This is a genomic window from Psychrobacter sp. JCM 18903, from assembly GCF_000586475.1.
GTDB lineage: Bacteria > Pseudomonadota > Gammaproteobacteria > Pseudomonadales > Moraxellaceae > Psychrobacter.
Map to the genome: position 1 here is coordinate 207,159 of NZ_BAWJ01000002.1, position 23,509 is coordinate 230,667.

Here is a 23,509-nt window from a genome sequence, read left to right on the forward strand (position 1 = left end):
GATGCCAAATGAAGCAGACAACTACGTTGATAGCTCATTTAATAGCGAAAAAGTACTTATCGTAAACGTGGCAGTTGCAGTCATTCATCATAAAGCCCAATATTTACTTGGCTTTAGAAACGCCGCCCAGCATCAAGGCAACCGCTATGAATTTGTAGGTGGCAAAATAGAAACCAATGAAAACGCCGAGCAGGCATTAATTCGGGAAGTCGCTGAAGAGACAGGCATTGAAATTTGTGACAATACGATGGTCAAGCTTGGACGTCTGCATCATGATTATGGTGATAAGCAGGTCAGTTTACAGATTTATAAGGTTGAGCTGACCGCGCAGCAGTATGAGCAGCATAAGCATCGCCAATATGGGCTAGAAGGTCAGGCGCTAACGTGGGTAAATAAGTCAGATTTATTAGCAGGAAAGTATCATTTACCCGCTGCTAACCAGACGATTCTCGAATGGTTGAGTGTGCCAACAACGATAGCAATTACCTATCCATTGACGCATTTTGATGCCTCACCTGATCCAATGGCCGCATGGCTGACTTTTCATCAAAACAAGCTAACAGCCAATGCTTGGGTATATATTCGAATAAAGGCAGCTGGCTCAGAAAGTATAGCAGCGCAGTTGATGCATATGCGTCCAGATATTAAGGCGATTGTCCCTTGTGATGTCAATGGACAGACCCTAACCACTGAAGCGCCGCTAGCAATGAAAGACACAACCATTGCCAATTCAATCGTTGCCAATCATCTGTCTCATACCGCATTGTTACAATGGTCGAAGGATACACAAGATAGAGTGCTGTCTAAAAATTATCCGTTAATAGTCAGTTGTCATGATGCCGCCAGTATTGATGCTGCCAATAAACTGGCTCATGCTCGGTTACAACAGCAATTATCGCCCGTCATTGGCGCCTTTTTGTCTCCTGTACTAGTCACCCATACACATCCTGATACTGTGCCACTTGGTTGGGAATCATGGTCAGCATTGGCACAATTGGCTGATATGCCGATTATCGGTTTGGGTGGTTTATCACCTGTGATGATTGATCAAGTATTAGAGCATGGTGGTATCAGTGTTGCTGGTATTCGACAGTTCTTTGAATAGTAAAAAACTAATAGAAGGAGTGTTGGCACCAATGCTGACCAGTTCTGAACCAGAATTGCCATTAATTGGCATCTATCAGGGCAAATAATTGATTTTTAATATATTTATCCAATCAGTAACTATGTGTTTATTCGGTATTTATTCTACTGCATAAACGCATAGTTACTTACAAACCGTTGCTTTTTCCTACATTGCGACACTGTTTTAATAGTCGAGCTGCCATTAATATATATCACCTAACCAAAGAGTACTTACTCTATATTCTCATAAGCGAATTGCTTATCAACATATCTCTTAACTGCTCTCATAATATTTGGTTTTTACAGCGCCAGCTTTTACATTCAATATATTTTTAAAAGTTGAAGACCCACAGAAGATGAGAGTACATATGGGGCATATAAGAAGAATAGTTAACAGTCACTATCAATAATGGTACCTCTATGAAAACCAATAAGTTACCTCAATCAGCATGGTCTGATACAAAGGAAGCTGGTTCTCAATCTAAGCAGACTACCCAGTCGCGCCACTATCATCTGAATGAGGATAGTACACGGCAGACAGGTAACGCCAGCAACGATGCTAGCTACAACCATGATAATCTAAATGACCAATATTCTACCCATTTGGCAAAAAAAAACGTCTTCGCAAGATCACTATTTTGGATATAAAAGCGCCGATAAGAGCCTTGTACAGGCAAAAGAGTCTGCTATGATTAACAGCAACAATAACAAAGACGGCGATTCAAAACATAGCGAAAGCAATGATTTCGTTAGTGATTACTGTACCAAGAATAGTGGTCACTGCACTAACGATTATAAATGGTCACAAGAGTTGAGCGAAAAAGAATATGGACAGAACCACCATTCAAAGCAAAATGCTGATTCATCATCAACCTCTACTTACTCATCATACAAAGAAATACCGGAGCGTATATTTATGAATGGACTTATCAAGCATACGGGTATAGCCCTAGCTATTATCATACCATTAGCCGCATTTTCAGCGTATGCGGCGACGCCACCGGTTAATGCTACAGCTGATATAACTGCTAACGCCACTACCGATAGAACCACCACAGAGACGTTGTCAATTAAGCCAAGCGCCATCATTCATAAGTCTGCAAGTACACCGACCACAGTGGATAGCGTTGATCTAAAAAAGTATGCAGGAACATGGTATGAGATAGGTCGTTTGCCCATGTATTTTCAGCGCAATTGTGCCAGTGATGTCACCGCCAATTATACGGAAAAAACCGACGGTTCAGGTATCATAGTCACTAATAAATGCGTACAGAAAGACGGTTCTGGTATTACTTCTGAGGGTATCGCTAAGCCTGTTGATGAGTCAGGCAGCAAGTTAAAGGTCACATTTTTACCATCGTGGATTCGTTGGTTGCCAGTTGGTCGTGCCGACTATTGGGTACTAGCACGTGATGCTGATTACAAGACTGCTTTAGTAGGAACACCTGATAAAAAACATTTATGGTTATTGGCGCGTTCGCCAAACGTCACTCAAGAAACCTATGCCAAATATCGTCAAATCGCTCAACAGCAAGGCTATGACTTAAAAGAATTTAAGTTAACCTCGCAGACCAATCAAACGGTTAGCCTCGTTCCATAACAAGCATCACTTACTAGATACTGGGTTAAATAGTAGTGTTACTTCATCGTCCACTATTTGATACTGGCAATAATGAACAATAAGGCAGCATAATTGGCTGCCTTTATTTTCATAATAGCCTGCATAACTCAATAAAATGCTTTATAAGCGCTAGCAGATCGGTTATCACTGGCAAAATAGGCCGTTTTAGGCTAAAATCTAGGCGATCTCAATACTCTATATCAATAACTGACACCAATATCGTGCGGTTGCCATACTAGAGTGATTGCGTAGACCACACATAATCTATCTAATCTGTATTCTCTATCATTTACTGATCACACATTACTGACCATAAGGATGTTTCTCGTGAGCAACGCTGATACCTTACGCCAATTACATCAAGACCACTTAAGCAACTACAACAATCAAGAACAACAAGCGATTGAGCTGATGGGGCTATTGAATAAGCTCTATAATGAGCAAGACGTACAAGTGACCTTGTTCGGTGATACGTTAAATACGACGTCAGTTGGTCAAATATTGGCATTGCATCAAAAAGTAGCCTTGCGTAACCAAGACGCTAAATCTATTGATATCGCTGACACTCTAGCCATGGTTAAAGCGCTAGCGGCTAATGATAAGCTTCAGTCTGCACAGGTTGATGTTGGTCAGTTAATCGCTAATGACAGTGATTTACAAGCAGCACTTCAAGCCGTTAATAGTGATGACACTACGGTTAATCCGGCGACTGATGTCGTGCTATACGGTTTTGGTCGTATCGGTCGTATTTTAACTCGTCTGCTATTATCACAAGCGTCAAGTGCTAAAGGTATGCAGTTAAAAGCCATCGTTGTACGTCCTGCGGCATCTGGCGATTTGGCCAAGCGCGCCTCATTGCTAGAGCGTGATTCGATTCATGGTAGCTTTGCTGGTGGCGTGGTGGTTGATGATGAAAACAACGGCTTGATTATCAATGGTCGCTTTGTTCAGGTTATCTACGCTAAAGATCCAAGCGAGATTGATTATACGGCTTACGGTATTAATGATGCGTTAGTGATTGACAATACGGGCATTTGGAAAGATGAAGCGGGTCTTGGGAAGCATTTGCAATCGACTGGTGTGAAAAAAGTCCTATTAACAGCCCCAGCTGGCGGTGAGATTAAAAACGTTGTTTATGGTGTAAATAACGAAACAGTCGGTGAAGATACCATCGTCAGTGCGGCGAGCTGTACCACCAACGCAATCACCCCAACGTTAAAAGTATTGAACGATGAATACGGTATCGAAAACGGTCACGTTGAAACGATTCACTCATTCACTAACGATCAGAACTTGATTGATAATTATCATAAAGCGGATCGCCGTGGTCGTAGTGCTGTATTGAATATGGTTATTACCAGTACGGGTGCGGCTAAAGCGGTTGGTAAAGCGCTGCCAGAGCTTAGTGGTAAACTAACGGGTAATGCCATCCGTGTACCAACGCCAAACGTCAGCTTAGCGATTTTAAATTTGAATCTTAAGTCAGCACCAGAAAATGCTGATGCGTTAAACGAGTTTATGCGTAAAGTATCTAATAGCAGTCAGTGGCAAACACAAATTGCTTATACAGATTCTACTGAAGCGGTATCGACGGATTTTGTTGGTGATACCCATGTAGGTATCGTTGATGCCCAAGCGACTATTTTGACCGACAATCATGCCATTGTTTATATCTGGTATGACAATGAAGTTGGCTATAGTACGCAAGTATTACGTTTAGCCACACAAATGGCAGGCATCAGTTATACACAGATTCCAGCTTAATACATTTGTACAGCAGTAGTGAGTTTTTAATATTGAGGTACTCTTTATAAGAAAGTATTTCAATAGTCACTTTTAGCATGGACAAATAGATGTGATTTTTTAAGTTAATATATACCGCACCCGATAGTCCAATTGGTTATCGGGTGTTATTGTCATAAATAAAGCAATGATATATAGCAACATAGACGTAAGTCTCCTATTTTTTAAAAGATACCTATAGGCAAAAGAAGCAGTATATGACTGCTATTGAGTCTATAAACTAGAGTGTAAATAAAGGAACGTAAGATGCGATTTATTGATGAAGCCGTCGTAACGGTAAAAGCAGGTGACGGTGGTAACGGAATCGCCAGTTTTCGCCGAGAAAAGTATGTCCCACGTGGTGGACCTGATGGTGGAGATGGTGGCAAGGGCGGAGATATTTACGTCATTGCAGAGGATAACACCAACACCCTAGTGGACTATCGTTATACCCGTCGTCACGATGCTATGCGAGCAGAGAATGGCCACAGTAGAAACTGTTCAGGCAAGGGCTCTGATGATTTGTTTTTACCAGTACCTATCGGTACCACGGTAGTTGATACCGAAACTGACGAAGTGTTGGGTGACTTGATTGAACTTGGTCAGACGTTACTGATTGCCAAAGGTGGTGATGGTGGTTTGGGCAATACCCATTTTAAGAGCTCTACCAACCAAGCACCGCGTAAATCGACGTCTGGTTTTGAAGGTGAGTTAAAAGTTCTTAAATTTGAGCTAAAAGTTGTGGCTGATGTTGGCTTGATTGGTTTGCCTAATGCTGGTAAATCTACCTTTATTCGTCAAGTCTCTGCTGCTAGACCAAAAGTTGCTGACTATCCGTTTACCACCCTCGTTCCGAATCTAGGTGTGGTTGATATCGGTCGTCATCGCTCATTTGTGATGGCAGATATTCCAGGTTTGATCGAAGGTGCTTCAGAAGGTGCTGGACTTGGCATTCGTTTCTTAAAACATGTGGCTCGTACTCGTCGTCTGTTACATGTGGTTGATGTAAAGCCAATTGATGGCAGCGATCCGGTAGCCAACGCTCGTGTTATCTTGAATGAACTTGAGCGTTTTTCGCCTGAGTTATCCAACTTGCCCCAGATTTTGATATTAAACAAAATTGATCAGGTGCCTGACGAAGAGTTAGATGAGCTTTGTACTCATATTGTCGCCGAGCTTGATTGGACAGGCGATGTATTTCGCACGTCAACCTTAATGGGTGAAGGGACGGATGCAGTTAAATATCATTTAATGAATGAGATTGAACTAGAGCGTGAGCGTGAACTAGAAGATCCTATCTTCGCTGAAGCACAAAGAACCCGTTTTGAGCGCTTAGAAGTAGAAGTACGTCTAAACACTGAGGCGCAGCGTGAAGCATATCGTGCGGCTCGCAAAGCGGCTCGTGAAGGTGTAGATTTAAGCGACGGCGATGCTGATTTTGACGATGACGACGAAGATGGTGTTGAGGTCATTTATGTTCCTTAAGCTAACAGGCTTGAGCTGATATACTTGAATTTTTTAGATCAATCCCCGTAATCAATTCACATGAGAGACAGGAGTTTATATGGCAGGTGACATAGAAAACACGACCGAAGAAGCAAGGTTTATTAAACAAACTCGCAACTTTGATATTCAGCGCGTTATTGTCAAGATTGGCTCATCGTTGTTAACCAATAACGGTCGAGGGCTGGATCGAACTGCCATATACGAGTGGGCCAAACAGATTGCCAAGCTGCATAAGCAGGGCGTCGAAGTGCTATTGGTATCGTCAGGTGCTGTTGCTGAAGGTGTGGTACGAATGAACCTTGAGGAGCGACCGAAGAAATTAGCAGCACTACAGGCCTGTGCTTCTATTGGTCAAATGGGTTTGATTGAAACGTGGTGGTCAGCATTAATCCAACATGGTATTCAAAGCTCGCAGCTGCTACTGACGCATGATGATTTGTCTAATCGTAGCCGTTATCTCAATACGACGGGCGCGTTGACACAATTACTAGAGTGGCGCGTGCTACCAGTCATCAATGAAAACGATACCATTACCATTGATGAAATTAAATTTGGTGATAATGATACTTTGGGCGCGATGGCGGCGGCGATGGTCAATGCCGATTTATATATCATTTTAACCGATCAAGATGGGGTGTTTACGGATAATCCACGTGACAATCCTAATGCAAAAATGATTCGCCAAGAGCGTGCGATGGCGGATTACTTATTTGATATTGCAGGGGATGGTGGCAAGCTTGGTCGCGGCGGTATGCTGACCAAAATTCGTGCTGGTCGTCTTGCTGCAATGGGTGGTTGTCCAACCGTTATCGTGAGCGGTGCTATCGATGATGTTATCACTCGTGTGGTATCAGGCGAAGCGGTTGGTACTTTGTTGACCACCAATGATCAAGACAAAATCATTGCACGCAAACAATGGCTTGCCGCACATTTGCGTATGTCAGGCACTCTAATAGTCGATGCAGGCGCAGCAAAAGCAGTAGTTGAGCATCACAAGAGCTTGCTACCGGTCGGTGTTGTGGAAGTACGCGGTGATTTCGATGAAGGTGACGTGGTTGAGGTGGTACACCAAGATACGGGCGAGCGTTTAGCAGTTGGACAAGTGAACTTCTCCTCTCGTGATGCTTGCCGAGTCGCTCGCGAGCGTACTGAACAGTTTGATAGAATTCTTGGTAATAATGAAGAGCGTGTGGTCATGGTACACCGTGATAATTTAGCGCTGACCATGTAGACCATTCATGGTATTCATCTAATTTCAAATATGAGCACGATATTATTGATTAAAGACTAACGGCAAATGACGCTCTAAAAAACACAAATACTTTTAATGATTACTGTTTTTATGATTGTTAACACGAGAGATATTAACCAATAAATTGTTATTAACTAATATCTCATTATTTGTGGCTTTTCGTAATAGAGTGTCGCTATCTGAACGTTTTAATATTCTTTTATTCAACTTATTTTATCCAGCACCGTATTCATTGATAATTATGAATGCGGTGTTGTTTTGGAGATTTGTACATGAGTGCTTCAGACAATAGTAACTCGATCCAGCAAGAATTTGCGCCTTTAAAGAACGATAGATTATTACGGGCATTACGCTTTGAATCAATAGACACCACACCAGTCTGGATGATGCGTCAAGCAGGTCGTTATTTACCAGAATATAAAGCCACTCGTGCGGAAGCGGGCGACTTTATGAGCTGTGCAAAGATACGGACCGCGCCACTGAAGTTACTTTACAGCCACTACGCCGTTATGATTTAGATGCCGCTATCTTATTTAGTGATATTTTGACCATACCTGACGCTATGGGTCTAGGCTTATACTTTGAGGCGGGTGAAGGTCCTAAGTTTAAACATCCTATTCGTACACAAGCAGATTTAGATAGATTGCCAGTACTGGAACCCAATGACTCTCTTGATTATGTCATGCGTGCAGTGACTAGCATCCGAAAAGCATTGAATGGTCAAGTGCCTTTATTTGGTTTCTCTGGTAGTCCATGGACATTGGCTACCTACATGATCGAAGGCGGCAGCTCAAAAGACTATCGTTATACTAAAGGCTTTTTGTATAGCAACCCTGATTTTTTGCATCAATTATTAGATAAATTAGCCACTTCTGTCATTGATTATCTAGATGCACAAGTGGTCGCTGGTGCTCAAATTTTACAGATTTTTGATAGTTGGGGTGGGGCGCTTGGTCATCGTCAGTTTATCGATTTTTCTCATGCTTATAATAAGCGTATCGTCGCTGAATTAAAAGTACGCCATCCGCAAATACCAGTGGTATTATTTACCAAAGGCGGTGGGTTATGGTTGGATGTGCAAGCAGATAGTCAAGCTGATGTTTTAGGGTTAGATTGGACGATGCCCATTGATCGTGCACGCCAAGTATTGGCTGAAAGTCAGCGTCAATTGACCAAACAGCATAAAAAACTACAGAGTAGTAAAGCCATTCAAGGCAATTTGGATCCAGCAACATTGTATGGTTCACCTGCGACGATTCGTGCTGAAGTAAATGCAATGCTTGATAGTGCTTATGCAAGCGGCGAAAAAACGGGTTATATAGCAAACTTAGGTCATGGTATTACGCAATGGGTCAATCCTGACAATGCCAAAGTATTTATCGATGCGGTGCACGATTATAAAATCTAAAGCCGCTAGAATCTAAAAATGACAAAGTTCAGGCATATAAGCGAGCTTTCTATCTAAGATTTGTTTAACAAACACTGATATTTACCAAGTAAAATAAAAAGGAATATCTTATGATTTCAGCAGCGATTGTTGGTGGTACAGGTTATACGGGTATTGAGCTGATTCGCTTGTTATCTGCGCATCCTGAAGTATCTATTGATTTGCTAACCTCGCGTAGCGAAGCTGGTACACGCGCTGATGAGATATTTCCAAGCTTACGCGGTATATCAGATATTGTCTTTAGCGACTTGGGCGATGAGACGCTTGCAACGCTGCAAAAGTGTGATGTGGTCTTTTTTGCCACGCCACATGGCGTAGCGATGAAGCAAGCAGAGGCGCTAACGCAAGCCGGTGTGAAAGTCATTGATTTGGCTGCTGATTTTCGTTTGCAGTCACTGTCCGATTTTGAGCACTGGTATCAGCAGTCGCATGCTTGTCCTGAGCTATTAAAGACAGCTGTCTATGGTTTACCTGAAGTCAATCGCGATAAACTTGCCACTGCTTTAGTCGTCGGTAATCCGGGTTGTTATCCGACCACTGCTATTTTGGGTTTGAAACCAATAATCGATATGCAAAATAAGCAAGCAGAGAGATTGGTGGAATCACGCATCGTTATCGATGCAAAGTCTGGTGTTTCTGGCGCTGGTCGCCAAGCTTCACTTGCGCTTAATTATGCTGAAACTACTGATAACTTTAAAGCTTATAGTGTCGAAGGGCATCGTCACCTGCCGAGATTGAGCAAGGCGTGGCGCAGTTATTAGACAGCCAGTTCACCCATCGCATTCGTTTTTTACCGCATCTTGTGCCGATGATACGTGGCATGCTGAGCTCTATTCATCTTGAGCTGACGGATGCGGGTGCTGCTATTGATTGGCAGCAGATATTTGAAACATGCTATGAATCAGAAGCGTTTATTGATGTCATGCCAAAAGGTATTTATCCAGATACCCGTAGTGTCCGCGCCAGCAACCGTTTACGCATTGCTGTGCATCAAGACAATGAACGTGCTGAATTAACAGTGATTGTCGTACAAGACAATTTGGTAAAAGGCGCAGCAGGACAAGCGGTACAAAATATGAATGTCATGTTCGGATTCGATGAAACAATGGGTCTAAACTTTGCACCTATTGTTCCGTAGCAGATGTTTAGCTGTGGTCAAATCATTCACATTTATGGTGCTAGGTATTGATTATAAATTCCGCTATAATATTGCCATTACTGTTAAGAGATATTGTCTAAATGCGTGTCAAGCTTGTACGACGCTTTTGCTCACAGCCCGCACTTTCATCGTGCAAAGACTCTGATTTGTATCATTTAGAGCGTAGTCCGCATTCTCTTAAAACCAATGCTAGTTCAGTAACTAAGGTAGGTGGTACCCAACAAGGGGCATCCACATTGGTGTTGGCTCTCTTTGTCGTTGTCATATTGGTGACTGCCATTGTTGGATTGATATTCGGTCATAAATTAGGATATCAGCGTGGCTTTCATTCTATGCAAACTGAAACCAAGCAAGCGATGATCAATAGCACTGAGGCAACAGAAGCGCTTGAAGATTTACGTCTTAGTCATAAAATAGCGGCCAATCAAGCGGCTACTGCTAAGCAAGAGCTGGCGATTAGCTTGGCTAATATCAAAGAGTTGCGTGAAAACCAGCAAGAATTAACGGTTGAGAATAGACAAGTCTCTCAACTGAATGAATTATATGCTGATGTCCTTCGTGACAAAGGCGGCATGCCTTTACAGGTAATAGCAGCAAAGATTGAGCCATTACCTGAAAATGCCTTTGAATATGGTTTCGATATAGGCATGCTTGCTAGCGATGGCAAAGCCAAACGCCTAAAGCCAACGTTGACGTTGCTCAATGACGATGATTTTGTAGAGGTGCCGCTAGATCTTCCAGTTTATACTATTGAAGGTATCGTTCGTATTCGTGGTCGTTTCATGATGCCATCAGGCTTTAAACCGTTACAAGTCAAACTCAGCTTACAAGCTGGCGGGCAACAAGTGGAGCAGCTCTATGATTGGAAGCTTGGCGAGCGAGTTGATAATATGCCGCTATCACTTTTAGATTTACCTGAAGTCGACGAAAGTCCGATTGAGCCTTAATCTATTCATATTTAAGAGCGCTATAATAAGCATTGCGTTTGCCAACCTCTGCTAGCACCCTTTATTTTGTTATAAATATAACCATTAATTTGTATGCTAATTATGATAAAACAAACTCTATTGCAAGCGTTGCCAACTGTTGCTGATTGGCACTTTCCAACTATACCTGCTCATCGTGCACAAGATGGTGATACGGACGGCGAGACCTCGCCACAAGCAGATGTATTGGTAGCAGAGCCAGAAGTGGCTAAGCCGCCTATGTATGCAGTCGTTATGTATAATGATAATTATACGCCGATGGAGTTCGTTGTTTATATTTTACAGTCTGAATTTCGTCATAGTATGGATTCGGCAGTCGAAGTTATGCTAACGATTCATAACAGTAGCAAAGGCATTGCTGGTATCTATCCTAAAGATATCGCTGAGACCAAAGCCAAAAAGGTAAACAGTCTGGCACATCGTGAAGGCTATCCATTATTGACCCAGATTGAGCCACATCAAGGCGAATAAGGAAATAGCGTAAACATGAATTTAAAGTTCTATCTTCTTTTCGTGTTTCTATCTTATTATTTCCAATGGTTTTATCGTTTAGAAACCCTGTCAAGCTCTAAAAACCGCTCATTGTGAGCTTGATAGGTACTCTGTATCCAAGCAGTCACTCATAAATTCCTTATTATAAAAATGTCCTAACCTTGATGTGATTACTTAATATACCCTTATCTATATTAAGTAATCACATCAAACAGCTGTCTGAATTTTATAGAAATGATTGCTGCACTCGTATCATTTTCTAGTCATCCTATTAACTTGAATTTTTCTATAATTTAATCAGCTGATGGCTTAAAAAAGTCATTTGTATCTTTCACTTTCTCACTTATTATCATATTACCCATTTCTCCTTTATTTGCTCAGCTTTTGAAGCTTTCATACTATTTCTTTACTATAAATATTGATGCGCAGTACGCCTTGATACATTTTAGTCTGTGTTAATAGATTGACTCTGCTTAAGTATCGTGTTGAGATAAAGAAAAGCAAGTATGAGTGATCAAAACGCTTAATTGGTGATAAGTAGATAGCACTGCTACTTGAGTAATACATGGTCAATATCATTTAGCGCTGTCTTTTAATAATACAGATTTAGCCCTTGAACAATCCATCTGTCGCCCTGATTTACTTACTAACTCATTCATAAAGCTATCAATTATAAAGATAGGTATAACCGTAGGAAGTCGTTATGTTAAGTCGTCATCTTGAAGTTTCTTTGCGTTTAGCATGACACTTGCGCGCCAAAAATCGCATGAGTACCTCACTGTTGAGCATCTGTTATTGGCGTTATTAGAGAATACTCACGCTGCCAATACATTAACTGCCTGTAATGCCAATGTTTCAACGCTGCGCACCGAGTTAGAAGCTTATATCAATAAGCATACGCCAACGGTAGACGCAGACACCGAGCAGTCACCGCAGCCAACCCAAAGCTTTGATCGTATTCTACAGCGTGCTATTTTCCATGTACAATCTATTGGTGGTGGTCGCCTTGTTGAAGGCTCAGATATCCTAGTGTCTATGTTTTCAGAGCACGATACTTATGCCGTTTATTTGCTCAAAAAGCAGGGTATTAGTCGTCTTGAGCTGACCCAATACTTATCACATGGTCAAGATAAAGACGAGCCATCTGAGCCACGTGCTTCTATGACGGGTGAACGCCGTAGTGCCTCAGAAAAAACCAGTAGAGATCCCTTGGTTGAGTTTGCGACCAACCTAAACCAGCGTGCGGCTGAAGGTAAGACGGATCCATTAATTGGACGTGGCCCCGAAATTGAGCGAGCCGCTCAAGTGTTATGTCGTCGCCGTAAAAATAACCCGTTATTGGTTGGTGAGCCAGGCGTCGGTAAAACCTCGATTGCTGAAGGCTTGGCGTGGTTGATTATTAATGATAAAGCACCGAAACCATTGAACGGCTGTGTGATTTATAGCCTTGATATCGGTTCATTAATCGCTGGTACTAAATACCGTGGTGATTTTGAAAAACGCATGAAGTCACTGCTTGATGCGCTAAAGAAAAAGCCCAATGCAATCTTGTTTATTGATGAGATTCATATGATTATTGGCGCAGGGTCGTCAATGAGCAGCAATATGGACGTATCAAACTTGATTAAGCCAGCACTTGCTAATGGTGAGCTGCGCTGTATCGGCTCAACTACCTTTACCGAATACCGTCAAGTGTTTGAAAAAGACCATGCACTGTCACGTCGCTTTCAGAAGATTGATGTCAAAGAGCCAAGTGTCGACGATACAATTGATATTTTACGCGGTCTGAAGCCTCGTTATGAGGAATTTCATAACGTCGAATATACCGATGAAGCGTTGGTCACCGCCGTTCAGTTATCTGCTAAGCATATTCACGAGCGTTTTTTACCAGATAAAGCGATTGATGTGATTGACGAAGCAGGTGCCTATAAGCGTTTAGGCGTGATTCCTGATGCTGATGATATTGATGCAGAAGAAAGCTTCATTGCGGATATAGAGCAAGATTTTGATGCTCAGATTGATGCCGATGTTGAGGGTCTCGATGGCGACACGTATAGCGATAGCGAAATGCAGGATGAAGCGGAAACTGCAAAAGCCAATGATCGTACCAAATCGTTCAGTGAGTCAAAAAGTGCCAAAGCTAAGAAAAACCCACCGATGAAAATTGATGTGGCAGATATTGAAGCTATTGTTGCCAAGCTTGCACGTATTCCCCCCAAGTCAGTATCAAGTGATGATAAGAGTATTCTTCAGCACTTAGATCGTGATCTTAAGCATTTAGTGTTTGGTCAAGATGAGGCAATTGAAACATTAGCCGACGCCATTAAGCTATCGCGTGCCGGTCTCAAAGCACCAGACAAACCAATCGGCTCGTTTATGTTTGCTGGCCCTACTGGGGTGGGTAAAACCGAAGTTTCACGTCAATTGGCAAATTTGTTAGGCGTAGAATTGGTTCGTTTTGATATGTCAGAGTATATGGAAGCCCATACTGCATCGCGTTTGATTGGTGCGCCTCCTGGCTATGTCGGTTATGATCAAGGTGGTTTGTTGACTGAAAAAATCAATCAACATCCACATTGTGTTTTATTGCTTGATGAGATTGAAAAAGCGCACCCTGATGTCTTTAACTTGTTATTGCAAGTGATGGATCATGGTACGTTGACTGATAACAATGGTCGTGTGGCTATCTTTAAGCAAGTCATTGTGATTATGACGACCAATGTCGGTGCTGATAGTATTAGCCGCTCTTCAATGGGCTTTACTCAGCAAGACCATAGCCGTGATAATACGGAGTCGCTCAAACGTGTCTTTACGCCAGAGTTCCGTAACCGTTTAGATGCCATCATCCAGTTTAACCCATTAGATACCTCCGTGGTGGTATCTGTGGTTGATAAATTTTTGGTTGAGCTACAAGTCCAGCTTGATGATAAACAAGTCACCTTAGAGATTGATGACGAAGTACGCGATTACTTGGCTAACAAAGGCTATGATCGCCTAATGGGTGCACGCCCAATGCAGCGTCTGATTCAAGATGAGATCAAAAAGTCATTGGCAAGTATGATTTTGTTTGGTGATTTGGTCAATGGCGGGGTAGTACATCTTACCTTAGAGCCTGAAGCTAATGATGAACAAGATGGTGATTCTGTTAAGCTTGATAAGTATAGTGGTAAGACGGATTATAAGTCTACAGATAAAGGATCAGCAGATAGTCGTATTATCTTGACGGTCGTTGAGACTCATGAGCCACATCCAGACTCTGAGTCACTCGCCAGCTAAGTTTTTGCTACTAATGTAATAACAACGGTTACCATGTTACTGTGGTAGCCGTTTTTTTATTGCTATAATTCATAACAAAACCAACGTATGAAATCGCGAGCTCCCATTCATGTGCGAGATTGGTTTACGCATCATTATCCGATATTTATCTAATCGATAACAAATATAACAGGACATACTATGGAATTATTCGATGAACAAACGCCAAAAACGCCAGCACAAAAGCAGGCGATTTTAGATAATGTACGCTTGCCAGAAGATTGGAAAACGGCGTTAAAAGACGAGTTAACTTCTAACAATATGGACGACTTGCGTGCGTTTTTAAAAGAAGCCTATCAATCAGAAAACAGTATCTATCCGCCAGCACCCTTAATATTTAACGCGTTAAATCTGACCCCTTTATCACAAGTTAAAGTCGTGATACTAGGTCAAGATCCTTATCATGGACCAGGGCAGGCAATGGGCTTATCGTTTTCGGTGCCCAAAGCCATTCCAAAGCCACCGTCACTCAATAATTTATTAAAAGAGATGGCGAGTGACGTTGGTATCGCACCCTCAAAACATGGCGACCTGACTTACTGGGCGCAGCAAGGAGTTTTGCTATTAAATAGCTCTCTGACCGTGCGAGAAAGTGAGCCAAACAGTCATCAAAATAAAGGCTGGGAGCAGTTTACCGATGCGGTGATTGATGTGGTTAATGAACAGACAGAACATACCGTATTTATATTGTGGGGCAGTAAAGCACAGAAAAAAGGCAAATATATCAATACTGATAAGCATCTTATTCTCACCGCTGTACACCCATCACCACTTGCTGCCAATCGTGGTGGATTCTTTGGTTCCAAGCCGTTTTCTAAGACCAATGATTATCTAGTACAGTATGGGCAAACGCCTATCGATTGGCAATTACCGCAATAGTTGTCAAAATAAATGAAACATAGACAAAATATAAGCTTGAAGCCACATCCAACTGCAAATAGTCAGTTAGTTATTGAAGATATGCAAGCCAGCACATTTTGGTCACTTCAAGATATGAGCTGGATGAACATAGCTCTTAAACTTGCTAGGCAAGGTGCTGAGCGTGGAGAAGTACCGGTAGGGGCGATACTGGTACACGATCAGCAGATTATTGGTCAAGGATTTAATGAACCAATTGGTCGTCACGATGCGACCGCTCATGCCGAGATTGTCGCATTAAGAGAAGCGTGTGCGCGCTTAAAAAACTATCGTTTACCATTAAAGACAACGTTATACGTTACCTTAGAGCCTTGTACGATGTGTATCGGAGCGCTCATTCATGCGCGGGTAGATAGATTGGTTTATGCAGCAAGCGAGCCACGAGCGGGTATGGTTGGTAGTCAAATAAATTTACCGATACAGCCTTTTTATAATCATGCTATCGAAGTACATAATGGCTTATGTCGTGAGCATAGCAGCCAGATGCTTAAGACCTTTTTCCGTGAACGACGAAAAGCGGTAAAAAAGAAAGACAATATAAGCAATTAACAAGATATCAGTCTTGCTGCTAGTGATGGGTAGGTTTCTTTGCTATAATATCACCCTATTTGATGACGAAATGATGAATTAATTGTCAAGCGTTTGATAAATAAGTAAATATTGTTCTGCAGCTAGCATGCACTAAGCCGTATCAGTATCGTCTACTATTAAGTGAGTATTATGACCGTTTCTACAGCTGATAACGCTATACTTGATAACTTTAGTGCTGGCAGTAATGATAACCAAGCGTCAGTGTTGCGCTATCCAGTTATCTGCATTGATGGACCAAGTGGGGCAGGTAAAGGTACGGTGACGTGGCGTTTGGCCCAAGCATTGAATTATCAACTGCTAGATTCAGGTGCTTTGTATCGTATTGTTGGACTCAAAGCATTTGAAGCTGGATTAGTGGCGGCAGACGGAAGCCAAGCCATTGACGAGATGGCTGTATTAGCACTAACGCAGCGCCTAGAGATTGCTTTTGTACCTAATAATGCATCAGGACGTGTTGATATTTTAGTGAATGGTGAGGCGGTTGGTGAGCAGGTTCGTAATGAAACCGTGGGTGGCTATGCATCACAAATAGCAGTATTTCCAAAAGTTCGCCAAGCATTACTACAGTTGCAACAAGATATGGCAACTCGCTCTGGATTGGTCGCTGATGGTCGCGATATGGGGACGGTTGTGTTCCCAGATGCGGATGTTAAGGTGTTTTTGACTGCCAGTGCTGAAGCGCGTGCCGAGCGCCGCGTAACACAGTTAATAAATGCTGGTCAGACGGCAGATTTTGACGTGATTCTAGCGACGATTAAAGCTCGTGATGATCGTGATGAGAATCGGTCGACTGCACCCTCAAAGCCTGCAGAAGATGCTCTACTACTAGATAGCTCTAACTTAGATGCTGATGCAGTTTATGCACAAGTGAAAAGACATTGTCAGGATAAAGGTATTTTCTTTAATAGTTAATAAAAACAAGTTAGTAAGTATGAAAAAGTTTCCTATACGCTTGATTTTAGTATAAAATCACAGTAGTAGACGCTAATAACCTCTAGAGATTGATAAAAATATTCTTTCTAAATCATAGAGATTTAAAAGTATAAGGCATTGCAATATAAGACAGTTGTTGCTAGTAAGTTTAATAAGTTATGTGCTTACTAACAACAAACGTTTTTATATATGATTGTATGGGATATAAAACCAGTATTCTCGTTTTATGCAATCATAAATTTGATCCGTACTGTGCTGGACAGGATACGGCTATACAAAGGTAGACATAATGGAATCATTTGCTGAACTATTTGAAGCGAGCATCGAAGAAACAGGTCTGGATATCGAGCGTGGCTCGGTTATCACTGGTACTGTTGTGGCCATTGATAACGACTGGATCACTGTTGATACTGGTCTGAAATCTGAAGGTATCGTCGCTCGTGAAGAGTTTTTAAGCGAAGAAGGCGAACTTGAAGTTGAAGTTGGCGATAGCGTTGATGTCGTGGTTGAAGCGGTTGATAACGGCATGGGTCAAACCTTGCTTTCACGTGAAAAAGCCAAACGTGTTGAAACTTGGAACTTCCTTGAGAAAATCGCTGACAATGATGAAATCGTAAAAGGTATCATCTCAAGCAAAGTTAAAGGCGGTTTCACTGTAGATATCGGTTCAGTACGCGCGTTCCTACCAGGTTCATTGGTAGATGTTCGTCCTATCCGTGACACCACGCATCTTGAAGGCAAAGAGCTAGAATTCAAAGTCATCAAACTTGATCAAAAACGCAACAACGTTGTTGTTAGCCGTCGTGCAGTTATGGAAGCTGAAAATCAGCTGAGCGCGAAGAGCTATTGAACAAGCTTGAAGAAGGCATCGAGATCGAAGGTATCGTTAAGAACCTTACTGATTACGGCGCATTCGTTGATCTAGGTGGTATCGATGGTCTATTGCACATCACTGACATGGCATGGCGCCGTATCAAGCATCCATCTGAAGTTGTTGAAGTTGGTCAAGACCTAAAAGTTAAAGTATTGAAGTTTGACCGTGAGCGCAATCGCGTTAGCCTAGGTCTAAAACAACTTGGTACTGATCCTTGGGATAACGTCGGCGGCACTTACCCAGTAGGTAGTGTGGTTAAAGCACGCGTCACCAACTTAACTGATTATGGTTGTTTCGCTGAGATTTCTGAAGGTATTGAAGGTCTAGTACACGTGTCAGAAATGGATCATACCAACAAAAACATCCACCCATCAAAAGTTGTTCAAGTGGGCGATGAAGTTGAAGTAATGATTCTTGATATCGATGAAGAACGTCGTCGTATCAGCTTAGGTATCAAACAAACTCTAGCTAACCCATGGGATGAGTTTGATAAGAAACATGAGCGCGGTGATAAAATCACTGGTACGATCAAATCAATCACTGACTTCGGTATCTTTATCGGTCTAGACGGTGGTATTGATGGTCTTGTTCATCTATCTGATATCTCTTGGAACGAAACTGGCGAAGACGCTATCCGTAACTACAATAAAGGCGACACCGTTGAAGCAATGGTATTGTCAGTAGATGCAGAAGCAAACCGTATCAGCTAGGCGTGAAGCAGTTAAGCTCTGATCCATTCAACGAATACCTAGTCAACAATGACCGCGGTGCTATCGTTAATGGTAAAGTAAAAGAAGTAGATGCTAAAGGCGCTACTATCGAGCTTGCTGACGAAGTTGAAGCGTATCTACGTGCCTCTGAAATTCAACGTGACCGTGTTGAAGATGCGACTAAGCATTTGAGCGTTGGTGATGACGTTGAAGCGAAAATCATCAGTGTTGATCGTAAAACTCGCAACATCAACTTGTCTATCAAAGCGAAAGACGAAGCTGAAGAGCGTCAAGCGATTAAAGAGCTAAGCAGCACTAGCACGACTAGTACTACTGCCAGTTCTGATGCACAGCCAAAAACAATTGGTGACTTGATCAAAGAGCAAATGCAGTAAGCTGCACGTTATTGATATAAGATTATAAAAGAAGCGACTATGGTCGCTTTTTTTTGCTTAAATTTTAAGTGCACTATTAATCAACGAGGTTTTTGCTTAAACGGGCAAACTCTTATTTCCATTTACCGTAATATCCGCTATCATTTGCAACATTGAGTAACGAGATGTGAATTATTACTTATTTAAGACACTGAGATTATTTTAGTCAATGGCTACTTATCCTTATGATCTTGATGTATAGCTTGTCTTAAAAGTAACCAGCTATCGAAAATGATGGCCCAATTCACAGTCATCTTATCCATTAATCAACAAGGCAAGCGTAATAATGCAGCAAGCGATTAACAAGTCCGAATTTATTAGTAATTTAAGTGCGAACTGTGACAATATGACTGATACTGTAGTCGATGATGCAGTACGTGAAATATTAAACTTAATGACCGATACGTTAGCCAATGATGGACGCGTAGAAGTTCGTGGTTTTGGCAGTTTTTGTCTGCACCATCGTCGTGCCCGTATGGGTCGAAATCCTAAAACAGGAGAAAGCGTACCTGTACCTGCCAAAGCGATACCGCACTTTAAACCAGGTAAAGCATTACGTGAAGCAGTCAATGATACAGTAGCAAATAGCTAAGTGTGTTATAAAGTATTTATTGGGTAAAATTGTCAGCAAGAGTGCTTGCCAGCCACCTTTTCTAGAACTTATCACTAGTGAGTTTATAAGCATATAAATGTGTGGGTTGATGAAGGTTTTAGAGTGCTATTTTTAAAACACTAACGACATTCCAAATCGAGGTAGACGTCTCATGCGCTTTTTACTATTTGTATTGCTGTTTTTGAGCTTTGCTTATGCACTTGGTTTGGTGTTGGCAAACAATACCGAAGTTGGCGTAAATTTATTATTTTCTCAAGCACCGACGATGAATCTAGGATTGCTGCTGATTTTATGCCTTATGCTTGGTATTGTTATTGGCATCTTGTTGGCACTGCTTATCTTCCGTGTCTTACAGAATAAGTGGGAAATCTCGCGTTTGCAAAAAGCGAATGTGAACTTGCAAGCGCAACTGACACAAGCCAATGCTGTCATTGATCGCCAAGCAAGTGCGCCAACGGTGGAAGAAGCTGTTTATGGTTCGACAGCAACCAATGTGCAAGTGCAAGACGCAGAAGTACTTACTGTAGATGAAGGCGCGACACTTACCAAACAAAAGCGAGAATAAATTATATTTTGTACTGATCTATGAGCAGTCCATATGTAGTGTTTTGATAATTCTGATATAGATATGGTAAAACCATGAATAATACAATGAATTCCCCAGTCATCGTTGCCTTAGATAATATGACGATGGAGCATCGATAGCATTAGCTGATCAGTTAGATCCAACATCATGCCGCTTAAAAGTGGGTAAAGAGCTATTTACTCGCTGTGGTCCTGAGATAGTTAAGGCGCTACATCAGCGTAATTTTGACGTATTTCTAGACTTGAAATTCCATGATATTCCTAATACTACCGCTCAAGCGGTACTAGCGGCAGCTGAGCTTGGCGTATGGATGGTGAATGTGCATGCCAGCGCGGGCTTAGAGGCGATGTCATTGGCTAAACAGCGCTTGTTAGACGGTAATTTTGATACCTTGCTGATAGCCGTCACCGTGCTGACCTCTATGGATAATCAAGCATTGATGCAAACAGGTATTACCGATGGTCTAGATGCGCAAGTGAGTCGATTGGCACAATTAACCAAGCAAGCAGGTCTTGATGGCGTGGTCTGTTCAGCGCAAGAAGCTAAAACGCTCAAGACACTATATGGTCAGGATTTTAAATTGATTACCCCTGGTATTCGCTTGCTAGACGACAATGCAGATGATCAAAAGCGTATTTGCACGCCAAAACAGGCGTTAGATGATGGTTCTGATTATTTGGTGATTGGTCGTTCAATTACTCAGGCAGCAGATCCTGCGGCTAAATTACAAAAGATACTCCGAGGTATTTAGATACTTATAAAATATTTGGATATTTACAAAGCGTTTAGCATTTTATAGTGTCAGCATGATAAAAAAGACAGCCTAATCCGCTGTCTTTTTTTAATTTTTGCGGGTATATCAAAAAGTGCTAAACTATTTACGTTTATTTAATGATATTAGAACTTATGAAATTACAGATTTTAAGTGACTTACATATTGACAGTTATGCGCGTCAGTCACATCCGCTAGGGCATATTCCCAAAACTGATGCAGACGTGGTATTAGTCGCGGGCGATACTGCTAACAGTGATAGTGGTATGCCATGGCTACAAGAGCATGCAGCACGTTTGCAAGTGCCTGTGATTACGATAGCTGGTAATCATGAATACTTTAATGAAGATGTGCTACATTTTGATAAAAAGCTTGCGACTTGGGATAATTATAATGCCCAGTCGCAGCAAGGCGTCCGTTTTCTACAGTGTCAACATATTGATATTGGTGACATACGTATCCTAGGTTGTACTTTATGGACAGATTACCAATATCAGGCCAATGAAAATACTATAGCTGCTGCTATGCGCTTTATGCGTGACTATAAACAAATCTATGCTGGAGGCGAGCTTTTTTCACCTGAAGTATCGATGCAAATCCATGCTAAGCAGCGTCAATGGTTAAAGCAAGCATTGATCACCGCAAAAACACTTGGCAAAAAAACTGTTGTAATGAGTCATCATAGTATTAGCCATTATCGGTGTCTGAGAAGTATGCGAATCTACCAAGTAACGCAGCTTTTATCAGTGATTTATCTGGCTGGATGCATGAAGATTGGGCACCAATACTATGGGTACATGGACATACACACGAAGCATTTGACTACCGTATTGGTAATACACGAGTCATTGTCAATCCACGTGCGTATCCAAATGAGGTCAGTAGCACTGCATTAGCGTTTGCGTGGGACAAAGTCATTGATATCGGCTAAGTAATTTTAATCATTCAAAAGTAAATATCTTTTTAGTTATTTGTCACCTTGATCTGTCTTTTTAAAATAACGCTTATTTTAAAGTCTAACCGCCTAGACTCGTAAGCAATATTACAATCGAACTGATATTTTGTTCATTCATATCAAAAAATCTGCTACGCTTGCTACCATGAGCAAATATCTCTATAACACTCCCTCAAAACTGTCGGCTGAAAAACTTGCGAGTCATACTCCAAGTGCTCCGGCGCCTTCGCACTTGCCTGATAGTATGATTTCCTCAGTCAGCTTATTGCCTGAAGATAAACGGCTGATTTTATTTACCAGACATTCCTTACGTGAACGCTCTGATGGCAATGGTTTTGCCAGTTATCAATTACCCCTAACACCTAAAGGTCGAGTACTAGCGAAGTCTTGGGGGCGTTGGTTGGCAGGGCATTTACCGTACTCGCTTGATGTAGACAGTATCTCAAGTCCGATTGGACGCTGTATTGACACGGCGCAGCTGATGCAAGCAGGTGCGGGACTACAACGTGATATTACGCATCAGTCATTGTTGGTCGAGCCTGGTAGCCTAGTGACTGAGCCTGAAATAGCAAATCCAGTATTTAAAGAAATTGGCGTGCTCAACTTTATCAATCGATTTTTGCAAGGCAATCTTGAAGGTACCAAAAACGCTTACCAAGGCGGTCTCGATATTTTATCGCTGTTTTATCAATATCAGCCGCAGCAAGGGCATCTCATGCTTGCTGTTAGTCATGATACTTTGTTGTCTGCTTTTTTAGCAGTGATGTTTGATGTGGTCGAGATTGATTGGAATGATTGGCCAAAGATGATGGAAGGCGTGTTTTTGTGGTTTGATGATAAGCCGTTTGAACAAGCCAGTGCACACTTCGTTTGGCGCGGTGAAGTGTATGTGCGCCCGATTCATACTTTATTAGAAGACTACCGTGCTGCCGGCTTTCATCCTAATACATTGCTCTTACCACCAGAAGTGAAATGGATCTAAATACTATTTAATCTAAATACTATTTAAAAGATTACTACTCATTTTTTGATCAGACATAAAAAAACCTTGCCCCAGTATTAGAACCAGTGACAAGGTTTTAGTCATCACGCTATAAAGGCGAGATGTGGTCTAAACGTTAACAATCTTAAGCTTGTAGGCCTTTGATAGTTTTGTTCAGGCGGCTCTTACGACGAGCAGCTTTATTCTTATGAATAATACCTTTGTCAGCCATACGATCAAGAACTGGTACCGCTTTTTTGTAAGCTTCGGTAGCCGCGTCATAATCTTTAGCTGCGATAGCCGCATCAACACGTTTTAAGTAAGTACGAACCATAGAGCGTTGTGACGCAGAGTTCTGACGACGTTTGGTGTTTTGACGGGCGCGTTTACGAGCTTGTGCAGTATTAGCCACGCGAATCTCCTTGATAAAGACAGATAAAAATATGAATGTGGATT

At 41.8% G+C, this 23,509-nt stretch carries 18 protein-coding genes and 3 pseudogenes; 20 read left to right on the forward strand and 1 reads right to left on the reverse strand.

The genetic code is table 11. From position 1 onward, the window contains the following. The first annotated feature begins 1 nt into the window (after nucleotide 1). The 20 genes and pseudogenes from TT12_RS02365 (at nucleotide 2) to TT12_RS02455 (ending at nucleotide 23,053) form a co-directional block, all read left to right on the forward strand. On the forward strand, nucleotides 2-1,105 hold the full coding sequence (locus tag TT12_RS02365) for an NUDIX domain-containing protein (protein ID WP_045451826.1): 1,104 nt from the start codon (nucleotides 2-4) through the stop codon (nucleotides 1,103-1,105). Between the two features lie 440 nt (nucleotides 1,106-1,545). Next, entirely contained in the window at nucleotides 1,546-1,773 is a 228-nt protein-coding gene (locus tag TT12_RS15160) for a hypothetical protein (protein ID WP_207803964.1), read from the forward strand. A gap of 40 nt (nucleotides 1,774-1,813) precedes the next feature. Next, on the forward strand, nucleotides 1,814-2,725 hold the full coding sequence (locus TT12_RS02370) for a lipocalin family protein (protein ID WP_243443272.1): 912 nt from the start codon (nucleotides 1,814-1,816) through the stop codon (nucleotides 2,723-2,725). A gap of 339 nt (nucleotides 2,726-3,064) precedes the next feature. Continuing rightward, entirely contained in the window at nucleotides 3,065-4,510 is a 1,446-nt protein-coding gene (locus TT12_RS02375; RefSeq protein ID WP_045451829.1) for a glyceraldehyde-3-phosphate dehydrogenase, read from the forward strand. A gap of 285 nt (nucleotides 4,511-4,795) precedes the next feature. Further along, on the forward strand, nucleotides 4,796-6,013 hold the full coding sequence (gene cgtA, locus TT12_RS02380; RefSeq protein ID WP_045451832.1) for an Obg family GTPase CgtA: 1,218 nt from the start codon (nucleotides 4,796-4,798) through the stop codon (nucleotides 6,011-6,013). A 79-nt stretch (nucleotides 6,014-6,092) separates the two neighbouring features. After that, a complete protein-coding gene (gene proB / locus TT12_RS02385) occupies nucleotides 6,093-7,265 on the forward strand; it encodes a glutamate 5-kinase (protein ID WP_045445028.1) in 1,173 nt (390 codons plus the stop codon). A gap of 293 nt (nucleotides 7,266-7,558) precedes the next feature. Beyond that, nucleotides 7,559-8,694 (forward strand): annotated as a pseudogene (hemE, locus tag TT12_RS02390) (uroporphyrinogen decarboxylase). A 110-nt stretch (nucleotides 8,695-8,804) separates the two neighbouring features. After that, nucleotides 8,805-9,871: pseudogene (gene argC, locus TT12_RS02395) on the forward strand (N-acetyl-gamma-glutamyl-phosphate reductase). Between the two features lie 101 nt (nucleotides 9,872-9,972). Then, a complete protein-coding gene (locus TT12_RS02400) occupies nucleotides 9,973-10,839 on the forward strand; it encodes a hypothetical protein (RefSeq protein ID WP_045451836.1) in 867 nt (288 codons plus the stop codon). Between the two features lie 102 nt (nucleotides 10,840-10,941). Continuing rightward, entirely contained in the window at nucleotides 10,942-11,349 is a 408-nt protein-coding gene (locus tag TT12_RS02405) for an ATP-dependent Clp protease adaptor ClpS (RefSeq protein ID WP_087814601.1), read from the forward strand. Between the two features lie 762 nt (nucleotides 11,350-12,111). Beyond that, entirely contained in the window at nucleotides 12,112-14,646 is a 2,535-nt protein-coding gene (clpA, locus tag TT12_RS02410) for an ATP-dependent Clp protease ATP-binding subunit ClpA (RefSeq protein ID WP_045451843.1), read from the forward strand. A gap of 180 nt (nucleotides 14,647-14,826) precedes the next feature. Then, nucleotides 14,827-15,564 carry a uracil-DNA glycosylase gene (locus TT12_RS02415; RefSeq protein WP_045451846.1) on the forward strand — a complete coding sequence of 246 codons (738 nt, stop codon included), beginning with the start codon at nucleotides 14,827-14,829 and terminating at the stop codon, nucleotides 15,562-15,564. Between the two features lie 12 nt (nucleotides 15,565-15,576). Further along, complete coding sequence (tadA, locus tag TT12_RS02420) at nucleotides 15,577-16,152, forward strand: tRNA adenosine(34) deaminase TadA (protein WP_201605303.1); 576 nt, start codon at nucleotides 15,577-15,579, stop codon at nucleotides 16,150-16,152. Between the two features lie 171 nt (nucleotides 16,153-16,323). Then, nucleotides 16,324-17,106: a (d)CMP kinase gene (gene cmk / locus TT12_RS02425; protein WP_045451849.1), complete on the forward strand. Its 783-nt coding sequence runs from the start codon at nucleotides 16,324-16,326 to the stop codon at nucleotides 17,104-17,106. Between the two features lie 307 nt (nucleotides 17,107-17,413). Continuing rightward, a pseudogene (gene rpsA, locus TT12_RS02430) lies at nucleotides 17,414-19,106 on the forward strand (30S ribosomal protein S1). A 325-nt stretch (nucleotides 19,107-19,431) separates the two neighbouring features. Beyond that, nucleotides 19,432-19,737: an integration host factor subunit beta gene (locus tag TT12_RS02435; protein ID WP_045445047.1), complete on the forward strand. Its 306-nt coding sequence runs from the start codon at nucleotides 19,432-19,434 to the stop codon at nucleotides 19,735-19,737. Between the two features lie 172 nt (nucleotides 19,738-19,909). After that, complete coding sequence (locus TT12_RS02440; protein WP_045451852.1) at nucleotides 19,910-20,323, forward strand: lipopolysaccharide assembly protein LapA domain-containing protein; 414 nt, start codon at nucleotides 19,910-19,912, stop codon at nucleotides 20,321-20,323. A 136-nt stretch (nucleotides 20,324-20,459) separates the two neighbouring features. Continuing rightward, a complete protein-coding gene (gene pyrF / locus TT12_RS02445) occupies nucleotides 20,460-21,095 on the forward strand; it encodes an orotidine-5'-phosphate decarboxylase (RefSeq protein ID WP_502685160.1) in 636 nt (211 codons plus the stop codon). A 155-nt stretch (nucleotides 21,096-21,250) separates the two neighbouring features. Continuing rightward, nucleotides 21,251-22,012: a metallophosphoesterase gene (locus tag TT12_RS02450; protein WP_243443274.1), complete on the forward strand. Its 762-nt coding sequence runs from the start codon at nucleotides 21,251-21,253 to the stop codon at nucleotides 22,010-22,012. 204 nt (nucleotides 22,013-22,216) lie between these two features. Beyond that, entirely contained in the window at nucleotides 22,217-23,053 is an 837-nt protein-coding gene (locus TT12_RS02455; RefSeq protein WP_045452015.1) for a histidine phosphatase family protein, read from the forward strand. Nucleotides 23,054-23,198: 145 nt separating this feature from the next. On the opposite strand, the gene rpsT is transcribed toward TT12_RS02455, so the two are convergent. After that, nucleotides 23,199-23,465 carry a 30S ribosomal protein S20 gene (rpsT, locus tag TT12_RS02460; protein ID WP_010200097.1) on the reverse strand — a complete coding sequence of 89 codons (267 nt, stop codon included), beginning with the start codon at nucleotides 23,463-23,465 and terminating at the stop codon, nucleotides 23,199-23,201. Between the last annotated feature and the right edge of the window lie 44 nt (nucleotides 23,466-23,509).

Coding starts and splice junctions, on each gene's coding strand:
- TT12_RS02365 (WP_045451826.1), top strand. CDS start 2: ATGCCAAATGAAGCAGACAACTACGTTGATAGCTCATTTAATAGCGAA.
- TT12_RS15160 (WP_207803964.1), top strand. CDS start 1,546: ATGAAAACCAATAAGTTACCTCAATCAGCATGGTCTGATACAAAGGAA.
- TT12_RS02370 (WP_243443272.1), top strand. CDS start 1,814: ATGATTAACAGCAACAATAACAAAGACGGCGATTCAAAACATAGCGAA.
- TT12_RS02375 (WP_045451829.1), top strand. CDS start 3,065: ATGTTTCTCGTGAGCAACGCTGATACCTTACGCCAATTACATCAAGAC.
- cgtA (WP_045451832.1), top strand. CDS start 4,796: ATGCGATTTATTGATGAAGCCGTCGTAACGGTAAAAGCAGGTGACGGT.
- proB (WP_045445028.1), top strand. CDS start 6,093: ATGGCAGGTGACATAGAAAACACGACCGAAGAAGCAAGGTTTATTAAA.
- TT12_RS02400 (WP_045451836.1), top strand. CDS start 9,973: ATGCGTGTCAAGCTTGTACGACGCTTTTGCTCACAGCCCGCACTTTCA.
- TT12_RS02405 (WP_087814601.1), top strand. CDS start 10,942: ATGATAAAACAAACTCTATTGCAAGCGTTGCCAACTGTTGCTGATTGG.
- clpA (WP_045451843.1), top strand. CDS start 12,112: ATGACACTTGCGCGCCAAAAATCGCATGAGTACCTCACTGTTGAGCAT.
- TT12_RS02415 (WP_045451846.1), top strand. CDS start 14,827: ATGGAATTATTCGATGAACAAACGCCAAAAACGCCAGCACAAAAGCAG.
- tadA (WP_201605303.1), top strand. CDS start 15,577: ATGAAACATAGACAAAATATAAGCTTGAAGCCACATCCAACTGCAAAT.
- cmk (WP_045451849.1), top strand. CDS start 16,324: ATGACCGTTTCTACAGCTGATAACGCTATACTTGATAACTTTAGTGCT.
- TT12_RS02435 (WP_045445047.1), top strand. CDS start 19,432: ATGCAGCAAGCGATTAACAAGTCCGAATTTATTAGTAATTTAAGTGCG.
- TT12_RS02440 (WP_045451852.1), top strand. CDS start 19,910: ATGCGCTTTTTACTATTTGTATTGCTGTTTTTGAGCTTTGCTTATGCA.
- TT12_RS02450 (WP_243443274.1), top strand. CDS start 21,251: ATGAAATTACAGATTTTAAGTGACTTACATATTGACAGTTATGCGCGT.
- TT12_RS02455 (WP_045452015.1), top strand. CDS start 22,217: ATGAGCAAATATCTCTATAACACTCCCTCAAAACTGTCGGCTGAAAAA.